This window comes from Acidovorax sp. sic0104, assembly GCF_019219095.1.
Taxonomy (GTDB): Bacteria; Pseudomonadota; Gammaproteobacteria; order Burkholderiales; family Burkholderiaceae_C; genus Acidovorax.
On the sequence record NZ_JAHUWH010000058.1, the window covers coordinates 1 to 366 of the forward strand.

General features: G+C 54.4%; 1 pseudogene. It reads left to right on the forward strand.

From position 1 onward, the window contains the following. Window positions 1-173: 173 nt before the first annotated feature. A pseudogene (locus KW835_RS26655) lies at window positions 174-366 on the forward strand (hypothetical protein); the annotation flags it as partial.

The window sequence follows — 366 nt, forward strand, 5'->3', positions numbered from 1 at the left end:
TGCCCCAGGAACCCCCAGTCCGTTGGACTCGCCGGCCTAAGCACTTGCAGCTGGCTGAGTGGCGGCTTTGGAGCTTCTAGCTGTATGGCGGCTCTGGGCCCCGAGCCGCCATCCAGACAAAAGCTGCAAAGCAGTCATTCAGCCCAACGGCAAGTAGAAAATTGGGAGGTGTCATGAATAGCGAGGAGCAGGAGACAGTCGAGCTGCTTATGAATAGGCTCAACTTGGCGAGAGAAGAAGCTACCGCCATTGCAATATCTGGCATAACTTCTATCGAAGAGGTCGCGTACATCCCCGTTGAAGAGCTGCTGGAGATTGGCAGCATTGAGTCTGAACGACTACTTCAAATTCGTGAATATGCGCGCC